Here is a 255-nt window from a genome sequence, read left to right on the forward strand (position 1 = left end):
CTGCGGCGATGGTGATGGTCGAACCGTTGGACAGGGTGACAGTGACCGGCGTCTGCGCCGGGTTGGTCAAGGTCGCGGTGTAGGTGATCTGGCCGCCTTCAGTGACGGTCGAACCCGCTGTCAGTGTAACGGTGGTGGTGTCGACCGAGTCGGTAACGGTGGTGACCGCCGGTGTCGGGTTCGGCACCAGGTTCTCGAAGTTGCCGCCGGTAGTCCCGGTGATCGTGGTGCTGACGGTGCTGCCATTGTTGTAGA

Annotated in this window: 1 protein-coding gene; it reads right to left on the bottom strand. The window is 63.1% G+C overall.

Features of this window, described 5'->3' with window-relative positions; translation table 11 throughout:
* Window positions 1-255 (bottom strand): immunoglobulin-like domain-containing protein (locus AACY49_RS31645; protein ID WP_339528300.1); only part of this gene is annotated, 255 nt, incomplete at both ends.

Origin of the sequence: Pseudomonas sp. EL_65y_Pfl2_R96 (assembly GCF_963970905.1) — a bacterium.
In the GTDB taxonomy this organism is placed as follows: Bacteria; Pseudomonadota; Gammaproteobacteria; order Pseudomonadales; family Pseudomonadaceae; genus Aquipseudomonas.